Annotated in this window: 8 protein-coding genes; 6 read left to right on the forward strand and 2 right to left on the reverse strand. The window is 68.8% G+C overall.

Translation table 11 applies throughout. The features are described 5' to 3' along the window. Window positions 1-420: 420 nt before the first annotated feature. From O7546_RS13720 to O7546_RS13730, 3 genes are all read left to right on the forward strand, one after another. Complete coding sequence (locus tag O7546_RS13720; RefSeq protein WP_281601021.1) at window positions 421-3,285, forward strand: AAA domain-containing protein; 2,865 nt, start codon at window positions 421-423, stop codon at window positions 3,283-3,285. Window positions 3,286-3,392: 107 nt separating this feature from the next. Beyond that, window positions 3,393-3,725 carry a hypothetical protein gene (locus tag O7546_RS13725; RefSeq protein ID WP_281601022.1) on the forward strand — a complete coding sequence of 111 codons (333 nt, stop codon included), beginning with the start codon at window positions 3,393-3,395 and terminating at the stop codon, window positions 3,723-3,725. 19 nt (window positions 3,726-3,744) lie between these two features. Continuing rightward, a complete protein-coding gene (locus tag O7546_RS13730; protein ID WP_281601023.1) occupies window positions 3,745-4,482 on the forward strand; it encodes a TauD/TfdA family dioxygenase in 738 nt (245 codons plus the stop codon). 19 nt (window positions 4,483-4,501) lie between these two features. On the opposite strand, the gene O7546_RS13735 is transcribed toward O7546_RS13730, so the two are convergent. Next, a complete protein-coding gene (locus O7546_RS13735; protein ID WP_281601024.1) occupies window positions 4,502-4,780 on the reverse strand; it encodes a hypothetical protein in 279 nt (92 codons plus the stop codon). An 87-nt stretch (window positions 4,781-4,867) separates the two neighbouring features. On the opposite strand from O7546_RS13735, the gene O7546_RS13740 reads away from it, so the two are divergent. Genes O7546_RS13740 through O7546_RS13750 form a run of 3 tightly spaced genes read left to right on the forward strand, consistent with a single transcriptional unit; the run spans window position 4,868 to window position 6,780 of the window. After that, window positions 4,868-5,497 (forward strand): hypothetical protein, encoded by a 630-nt coding sequence (locus O7546_RS13740; protein WP_281601025.1) that lies wholly within the window; start codon window positions 4,868-4,870, stop codon window positions 5,495-5,497. Beyond that, window positions 5,446-6,312, forward strand: coding sequence for a protein phosphatase 2C domain-containing protein (locus O7546_RS13745; protein WP_281601026.1), 867 nt, complete (start codon window positions 5,446-5,448; stop codon window positions 6,310-6,312). Before O7546_RS13740 ends, O7546_RS13745 begins: the two co-directional genes overlap by 52 nt. Window positions 6,313-6,339: 27 nt before the next feature. Then, window positions 6,340-6,780, forward strand: coding sequence for an NUDIX domain-containing protein (locus O7546_RS13750; RefSeq protein ID WP_281601027.1), 441 nt, complete (start codon window positions 6,340-6,342; stop codon window positions 6,778-6,780). A 299-nt stretch (window positions 6,781-7,079) separates the two neighbouring features. Here the strand turns inward: O7546_RS13750 and O7546_RS13755 are convergent, their stop codons facing one another. Continuing rightward, on the reverse strand, window positions 7,080-9,608 hold the full coding sequence (locus O7546_RS13755; protein ID WP_281601028.1) for a DUF262 domain-containing protein: 2,529 nt from the start codon (window positions 9,606-9,608) through the stop codon (window positions 7,080-7,082). Window positions 9,609-9,739 lie beyond the last annotated feature (131 nt).

A 9,739-nucleotide genomic window follows, 5' to 3' on the forward strand; every position in this document is an offset into this window, starting at 1 on the left:
GGGTTTACCATCCGAACGCGCCATGTAATAGTGTGAACACGTAGCGGTTAGTCCACGATAGACTCGGTCGTTATGAATATCTGTCGCATTCCTGACTGCGGCCGAGCCGTCTACCGGTCTTGTAGCAGCGGCGGTGTCCGCGGCGGCAGGCGAGACAGTCATGCATCTTCGCGTTGACGTGGGTCCCGCGGACGGGACCGGTCGTGTCATCGGCTGGACGGTCAGAGATGATCACGAAGGGGCGGGCCTGATCTGCGGTCCGGGCCGACGATCGTGCCCGGTCGGGCCAGCCACCTCCGGCGCCTCCGCTCCTAGTGTGGTGCGGACAACACCCGCCGGCACCTGCGTATCTCAGGCGCGGGACAGCGGCGCTGCCACGGCGCGGAGCCGTCGCCGTGACCGCGGGTGACGGGGGTCGACATGGGTGCCGGCGCGGAGCGCAAGCTCGTCACGGCCGTACGACAGGCACTGTCGCAGGGACCGATGCCGCAGGAGGATCTGCTCGTCGCGTTGCGGCAGGCCGGCGTACGCACCGACAGCAGCGGCCTCTACATCGCGTGCGCGACGCATGGCCTCGCCGATCTGCGGGGCCACGTCTGGGAACCGCGCGGCTGGGCCGCCCCGGCGACCGCGACCGGGACGGCCCCTCCACAACCGAGCCCGCCTGCCTCACCCGGCAACCGGCGCGCAGCCGCCGAGATCCGTCGGCTCGCCTCCTCCATCGGTGTCCCGATGGACGAGCCGACCCCGCCGGTCGGTCCCGTACCCGCCGCCTGGCCACGGATCGCCGAGCAGGCGACCCGGGCGCTGCACGAGGAACTCCGGGCCGTCACCGACCGGCGCACCCTCCAGGACGTACCCGTCAGCGGCGGCGTCGTGGTCGCGGAAACCACCTCCCGGAAGCTCATGCGGTTCGAGGCCGAGGGTGACCTCGGGGTGTCCGAAGGCGCCCAGGCGACGCTCGTCGTCGACGGCACGCCGATCGACGTCGAGGTGGTGTCGGTCTTCGGCAACGTGGTGACCCTGTCGGTGCCGCCGGCAGCTACCGTGCCGGAGGAGGCCGTGCTGCGCTGCGACCTCTCCTGGTTGCTCTCCTCCCAGAGCAAACGGCTCCGCGAGCTGGCCAACGGTGGGCCGGGCTTCAATGCCGAGGCCGCCGCCGCCCTGCTGACCGCCGGCCGGGCCGCCGCGCCGGACGACCTGCCGGCCGTCACGGCCGAGCACCTCAACCACGGCCAGCGGTACGCCGTCCAACTCGCCCTCACCCCCGGTGTCACCTGGCTCTGGGGCCCGCCGGGGACGGGAAAGACGACCACCATCGGCGCCCTCGTGGCGCAACTGTGCGTACGCGGGCTACGCGTTCTGCTCACCGCCCCCACCAACGCCGCCGTCGACATCGCGGTCAAGTCCGTCCTGAAGGAGATCCCCGAACTGGCCGGGGGCGGGCTGGTGCGGCTCGGTCAGCCCTCCGACACCGACCTCGTCGGGCGGGCCGACGGGCACGTGCTGATCGACGAGATCGCCGCCAAGCGCGGTGCGGCGCTGGCCCAGAGGCGCGTCCAGGAAGGGCAGGAGATTCGGGATCTGCGGCTGAAACTCAAGGCCCTGCAACGGCGGCACGCGAACCTCACCGATGACGACCAGGAGGAGCGGCTGAACCTGGAGCGGGGTCTGGCCGAGGCCACCGCCCTGGTCCGGGAACTCGACGAGGCTCTGCTCAAGGTGCGCCGGCAGGTGTGCCGCGAGGCCGAGGTTGTGGCGGCCACCTCGCACCAGGTGGTGCTGCGGACGCTCCGCGAACTCACCTTCGACGTGGTGATCCTCGACGAGGCGAGCATGACCACGACGGCGCTGGCGATGCTCGTGGCGGGCGCAGGCAGCGGCCACACCATCGTCGCGGGCGACTTCCGGCAGTTGCCGCCGGTCGTCGTCGCCGACACCCCGTCCGCCCAGGAGTGGCTGCTGAAGAGCCCGTTCGAAAAGGCCACAGTGGACCTCGCGGTCAGCGGGAAGGCGACGCCGGGCCGGCTCGCGGCGCTCACCGAGCAGTACCGCATGCGCGGCGACATCAACCACGTGGTGAGCGAGGCGTTCTATCCGGAGAGCCCACTGATCACCGGACCGAAGGTGTCCACCAGGCCACGACCCAGCCGCGCGGACTGGGCCGACGGGGAACTCGTCCTGCTCGACACCTCGCAGCTGGGCGCACGGACCGCCCGTAAGCAGGGCATGTCCTCCCGGTACAACCTGATGCACGCGCAGCTCATCGCCGGGCTCGCCGCCGGCTCGGACGGCGACGTGGCCAGCCTCGGTGTCATCTCACCCTTCGCCGCGCAGGCCGGTCTGCTGGGATCACTGCTCCCGGAGGCCGGGCAGGAGGGCTGGGCCGCCTCGACGGTGCACCGTTTCCAGGGCGGGGAGCGGGACATCGTCGTCTACGACACGGTGGACACCGGCCGCGGTGTACGCCCGCTGCACCGCTGGTTCACCGAGGGCGAGTCCGGCGGCACGGGCGCCCGGCTGCTCAACGTGGCGGCCAGCCGCGCCCGCGACCACCTCGTGGTCGTCGCCGCCCTGGACCAACTGCACCGGCAGCGCACCACCCGGGACGCGGTCTGGCGGTTCTTCGCAAAGCTGCTGGAACGAGGGCGGATCATCGGGGTGGACGAGGCGCTCCACAACCCGTCGGTGACCCGCCGGGTGACCCACGACATCATCGAACTGCTGGTCGCCGACCTGGCGGACGCCAGATCGGTGGACATGTGGCTGCCCCGCGCACCACTGCTCGGCCTGAAACCGCTGACCCCCTCGCTGAAGCTGATCGCCGAGCAGGACGTCGACACCGAACCGGTGACGGTGTGGGTCGAACCGGACCTCGACGGCTACCTCTCGGCGGAGGCGATGGAGGCCAGACGTGGGGGCGTGAACATCCGCCCGTGCACGCCGATCCTGGAGTCCAGTGCCGTCATCGACGACGTGGTCTGGACCTCGACCGGTTCGCTGCTCGGCCCGGACCCCGGTGTCGTCCTCCGCACCCGGCACGCGGGGTTCGCCGACGCGGTGCGGCGGGCACAGCGGCGACGGCCCGGGATAGCGCCCGGCAGCGGGCAGCTCGGCGACGACTGCGGTCGCTGCGCCCGCATGCTTGTCCGCTTCGAGGTGGGCCGGCGCGGGTTACCGACCGTCGGGTACGGCTGCCCGCGCTGTGACAACCCGTCCGGTCGACGTTCTCGCCCAGCCAATCGTGGCGGGTTCGACCTGGCCGGCGTGGACCAGCGCCGGTAGCTGCCGGGCAGGGCCCTCGTCGCCCCGGTGCCATGACGACCAGCCCCAGTCTGAAGTGGACGCACGGCTGAGGTGGCCCACTCGGGGCGATCGATAGGTTGGTCGGTATGGCATACCGGAACTACACCGCCGATGGCAGCTACTGGACGGTCCGCAAGCAGGGGACCGTCTACTGGGTCGCCCGCATGCGGCGCGTCAACGGCTCCTACGAGTGGTTGGACACCTGGGGCGGATACGAGCGCGCCGGTGCCGCCGCCGGCGCGGCGGCACAGCTCGCCTATAACCAGGCCCGGGAAGACGTGCTGAAGGAACTGGTCGGAAACCTGCACACCGCGTTGGACCGAGCGGGCCTGGGGGCGCTGCCCACCCCTGCTCCGGTGCGGCCCCCCGCACGGTCGGAGCTTCCGGCGGCCGTCGAGCTGGAGGAACCTGAGGACTGACCACGGGCGGGCGGGACGTATGCGGTTGATGGAGCCGGGACGCGAGGTCGAGGTGAGTCGGGATCTGCTACCCGCCACTCTCGCCCGCCATGGTGTCGTCCTGATCCGGCAGGGGTCCATCGCCGAGGTCAGGGCACTGCTCGACCGCTGGACGGTTCCGGTCGACCACCCTCACCAGGTGGCCGACGGACTGACCGTCATCGCGCCTCGTGTTCGCCTCGACGATTGTGACAACGAGGGCGGCTTCACCGATCTGCCCCTGTCGCCGCACACCGATCGCAGCCTGCACGCACAGCCGCCCAGCGTGCTCGCCACGCTGATGCTCACTCCGGCGAGGGCCGGGGGCAGCGCCACGCTGGTGGACGGCGCGCAGGTGCTGGCGTTGCTCCGGCGTCGGGCCGAGGATGCCGCGATCGCCGGGCTGCGGCTGAGGACGGCGACCGGCCAACCGGGTCCACCGGTCGTCGAGTTCGTCCCCGGCCACGCCCGCATCCGCTACCGCGACGACCGGATCGCCGGTCCGTACAGCACCGAGGGGCGCGCGGATCTCGTGGCCGGGTTCCGTCGCCTGGCCTCCGAGACGACCCGTTTCCTGCAACTGGGCGCGGGTGACGGCTACCTCGTACACAATCACCGCTTTCTGCACGGTCGAACAGCCTTTACCGGCGGTCGGACCCTGGTGCGGTTCCTGGCGAGAGTCGACAACGACCATCCGTACGCCTGGTTGAACCGGGGGTTCCCGATTGCGAGTTCCTAGACCACGCCCGACAGAGTCGTCACCGCTGGGCCGCGTCCACCTCGTCGCCGCGCTGTCGAAGGTTCCGCCGCCGTCCGACGCGGCCTTTCCACAGGCGGTCCGAGCTGTTCTCGAGGCGTACCCCGACCCGGAACCGCTGCTGCGCGCGGTTCTCGGCGATCACTCGGTTCGCACCCGCTCCCGGTTCGCGGCACTCTACGCGCTTCTGCTTCGACTGCGGCGCGAGGAACGCCACGCCGAGTACGGCTCGGTCGTCCGACAGCACGAGGACGAGTTCGGGGCGGAGCCCTACTTCCACACCTTCCGCGCGATCGTTGCCCGGGCCAAGGGTGACCTCGCCTCGCTCCGCAGTTCGGTCGAGTACTCCCGGCAGGCGGTCGCCGCCATGCCCGAGGTGGCGGCGGTGGTCCATCAACTGGCGGCGTTCTGGGTCGAGTACCTCGAACGCCTGGAGGACCCCGGTCCCGCGCGGGACCTCGACGAGGTCGAGCGGCACGTCGACCGCGCGATCACCCTGACCCAGGGTCGCATCGCCCACTACTACGAGACGAAGGGACGGGTGCTGGCCCTGCGCGGCGAGTTCGAGGCTGCCCGCGCCGCCGTCGCGCAGGCGATCGAGCTTGAGCCGCGCGCCTCGCGCGACCACCTGCGCCGGCTCACGCAGTACCAGTCGAGCCGGATCCGGATCGACCTCATGCAGGAGCGAGCCCGGTGGGCCCAGGCACACACGCGGTTCCGCACCGAGTTGACCGAGTTCAAGGGCCAGCAGTTACAACTTCTCGGCTTGCTGGCGGCCGTGGTGGCCTTCATCGCCACCGCCAGCAACATCGCCAGCCAGAGCAGCGGCATCGAAGGCCTCCGACTCATGCTCGTGGCGTCCGGCGCGATAGCCGTCGTCTTCGGTACGTTCTCTCTCGTCAACAACAGCCGCGTGCGTCGGGTCGCCGCAGCGGTCGCCATCGGATGCGCGATGATCGGGGCGGGGATGTTCGTGCCGGCCTCGTGGATGTCATGAGAATGGGACCAGCCATGAAGGTGGGAGAAGCGATCACCGCCGCCGGCGGTACGCGGGCGAACGAGGACCGTGTCGGCCACCGCGGCACCCTCGCCTGGGTGATCGACGGCGCCACCGACCTGTACGCCGACACCGCCCTGCCCGCCGACAGCGACGTGCAGTGGCTCGTCAACGGCGTCGGTGAGCGGTTGGCCCGAGCCGGCGCCGCCGACTACCGGGGCTCCGCCGCCGATCTGCTGGCATCGCTCGCCGCCGACGTCGCGCGCGAGCAGGAGGTCCTGTCGTTTCCCGCGAGCAGGGTGCCCCCCGCCTGCTCCGTTGCTGTCTGTGTCGACTGGGGCTCCGGTTACGACATCGCCCGCATCGGCGACGCCACCGCCGTCGTCGACGGCGCGGACCCGGTGGTGCTGGCCACCGGCTACTTCGACCGTCGCGAAGCCGCCGCGGTGGCGACGAACGAGAGCGACGCGGACCGCGTCGTCGCGGCGATGCACCAGCGACGGCTGCACACCATGACGTCCGGTGACGTCGAATCGGTGTTCTCCGGCCACCCGCGTCGCCAACTCCGCCCCCACACCGCCCGTGGCGAATGGGCGACCACCGACTGCATCCTGCTGTGCACCGACGGCTTCGCGCGGCTGGTCACCGATTACGGGCTCTACCGCACCTGGACCGAGGCGATGAGCGACGCCCGTGATCGAGGGCTGCACTACCTGGAAAAGCTGATCCGGGACGCGGAGGGCGAGTCCGGCCATGGTGCCGGCCGGTTCAAGCGGGCCGACGACATCGCCGCTCTCCTTCTGACTCCGCACTGATGCCGCACCCATGGAAGGACCGCCCGCATGACCGAGCGACCGCCGTACCTGGTCGAGAGAAATCCGGGGTACGTCGAGTACCAGCTGCCGATCTCCGTCAAGCTCGTCGTCGATCACCACGGCCGGGTGCCGCTGCTGCGCAACGAGCGTGACGAGTGGGAACTGCCCGGCGGCAAGCTCGAAGTGGGCGAGACCCCCGAGGACGGGGTCTGCCGGGAAGTCGCCGAAGAACTCGGGCTGACCATCACGGGGGTCGACATCATCGACTCCTGGGTCTACGAGATCACGCCGATCCGGCACGTGTTCATCGTCAGTTTCGGTGCCGTCTACGTCGGCGACGAGGATCTCGTCTACTCCTCTGAGCACAAGGAACTCGGTGTGTTCACCTACGACGAGGTGCCGCACCTGCACATGCCCGAGCCTTACAAGCGCACCATCCAGCGCTGGCGGGAGCGCCAGCGGACCTGACGAGTCCGCTTAGCGGTGTTCGTTGGTGGCGCGGACGACCAGGACGGCGCCGTCCGGCCCAGCGCGAACAGAGCGCTCAGAGCTTCGCTGGCCGACAGTGCCAGCGCGATCCCGGTGCCGACGCCGGGCGCCGCTCCACCTGGAGCTCCTTACGTCATTCTGTGTCGGCTGAGTCTGATCTTGGCCAGCTGAGCGGCCTTGTGCTACATCGTCAGACGGTGGACGCCGTACTGGTGTGCGAGTCGGAAGCCCGTACGACCACCGATCTCGACGAGGACGCCCGGTGGGCCGGCCCACCGCTACGTCGTGAGGGTCTCGCCCGCCTCCTCGGACATGTGGGCCTGCTCGTAGAACCAATGAAGGTGCTCCACCAGACTTGCAGCGGCCCTTTCGTCGGCAAGGACGGTTAGCGGGAAGCCGGGGCGCAGCGTGAGCTTCGCGGCAGCGATGTTGACGCCGGGAACTCGGTTCAGCCGTTGCCGGAACTGCTCACGGAGCGTGATGTCATCGAACGGGAAGCGGTTAGCCAGGTGCTGGAACACAACCTCTACCTTTCCGCTTGGGTAGAGGGTCAACGGCCAGATGTCACCGTCACGGTGGCCGCGCTCGCGGGCCATAAGGAAGCAGGACGTCTCCGCTCCGCCACCGTACAGAAGAGTCCCACCCAGTTCGATCCATCGGTCAAGCAGCGTCAGCGTGGCCTCGGCAACGCCCTTGCTCTGCTGCAACACCGCGAGCTGCTCAGCGAATCGGTCGGCGCGTGATTGGCCCTCGCCAGGACGAGGGCGGGGCAGCCGCCGGGGCATCTCGTCCGGTGCCAGCCCGGTCAACTGTGCCAACTCGTCAAGGTCGATACGTTGGGCCTGGTCGGCCCGGCCGTGCTGGTCGAACGAGACTCCTTCAGCCTTCAGAACCGCGACCGGGTTCTCCATGCGTCCGTCCGGCCACCGGAAACCAGGAGCCATCGTTCCCTCAACCTGCAACACACGATGAGCGTTGGGTACCGGGACGGCACGAAGCCGGTTGCCGACCGGCTGAGGTGCGGTGCCGATCAGGGCGGCGAGGTCGCCGTACGTGGTCCAGGAGCCGACAGGTAGCGCAGTGAGCGCCTTTTCCATGAGGTCCCAGCGCACCTCGGACTGATCCACCGCCTGATCGGTAGGACCGGGCCAGTAGTTGATGATGCGCTCGGCGAGGGCGTCGGCGCGCGCGTGAATCTGCGGTCGCCCCCAGCGTTCACAGGCGACGATGTCCCGAGTGAGACATAGGCCGCTCTTGGCGAGCTGGACCCGCTTGACCGCGAAGGGGCTGTTGCCCAACTCGACGTTGTATCCGGTCAAGGTGAGGTTGCCGAGCGTGTGCTTGAGGGCGTCGTGCACTTCGGTGACGTTCTCGTGCGGTTCAAGGTCCGCGGCAAGCATGCGCTGCCACTCCGGACTTGTGCTCTGGGGTAGCACATGTTCGATGGTCAACTTCGTCAGCGAGATCGGCTCCTTGCTGCCATACGACTCCTCCAGCCAGCGCAGCACCAGCGTCCGCTGAGATGCCCGCCCATTGGTGTAGAACGGCAGCGACCGCACCGCATGGCGAACGTCGGCATCCGTTGCGTAGTACTTGCGGCCGGCCGACAGGTATGCGTGTACGGCCTCGTCGACCGGCCGGTCCTTGTCCATCTCGGTGACGATGGACAGTAGGTTTCGGTTGATGTTTGCGGTGGCTCGGCCGATCAGCAGCCGCCGAACGAGGAAACTCTCCACATAACGCATCGCGGATGCGATCTGCACACTGGTCGCGGTGCCCAGGTCGCGCCTGTCCAACAGGTGCAGCAGGACCGGGTAGACGGTGGTGGTGCCCCAGGCGTGCAACCGCTCCAGGCGCAGCCGTACCTCTAGGTCCTTCTCCTTCTCGGGATGCAGGATGATTTCGAGAAGGGCGCCGAGGCGGGCGAACCGGCGAACCTCCGCCTCCATCTCGTCCTCCGTGCCCAGCCGGTCGAGACGCGCCTGCTGCCGGGCGTACGTGTCACCCTGTGTGATGCGTGGGTCGCGATGAACCAGGTCGAGCCAGAACAAGGTCTCCATCTCGGTCGAGCTGAGCCGGTTCTGCAACGGTAGCCAGTGCGCGTCGTAGACCTTCTTGCTGCGGTCGGGAAGACGCATGAACAGATAATTGCGCAGCAGGTCGGCCTGGGTGAGCTTGAGGCCCGTGTTGTTCAGCGACTCGAAGATTCGGTACACGTTGTCGCTCGCGTGAGCGACGACCGAGACCAACGCCAACCCGAAGATCACTGCTTCTTCCACGCGCTGCACAGGCGCCGCCTTCGGCTCCTCGAGCCGGTCGCGGAAGAACTGGTACGCCGCGCCGACCGCTCCTGCGCCGGCCTGCGCGGAGGAGTCCACACACGCCAGGTATGCGTCGAGGTCGGCCTGGGTGGGAACGAGCTTCAGCCGCCGGGTTGGCGCCCACTTGTTGATCAGATATTGGTCGGTGAGGCGGTCATGGTGCTCGGTGCCTTCGCTGGCTACCCGGTGATCGCGGATCGCGCAGAGCAGGATGGAAAGGGTCGTCAAACGCTGCTGGCCGTCCACCACGAGAAACTCCCCGACGCCAGCGGGACCGTTGTCGGGGCTGGGTGCCAACACCAGCGAGCCGATGAAGTGCGTCGTCTTCGAGTTCTCGGCCCGATCCTCGGCGAGCCGAACGATGTCCTCCCACAGGCGTTCCAGGTGAAGGTCCTGCCAGGAGTACGTGCGCTGGTAGAGAGGCACCTGGTACTGCTTCGTGCCTTCGAGTAGGCCCTGCAGGGTGGTCTCTTCCGCTGCAACCATCCGGCGCTGTCACCTCATTTGATCCGGATTGTGATCAAGCGGACCACACCGGGTAGTTCGTCTGGGGCCGTCGCAGCGTAGGCGATGATCGACACCGTGCGGTGTCGCGAATCTGACTCATGCGCGCTCCG

Source organism: Micromonospora sp. WMMA1976 (assembly GCF_027497335.1).
GTDB lineage: Bacteria > Actinomycetota > Actinomycetes > Mycobacteriales > Micromonosporaceae > Micromonospora > Micromonospora aurantiaca.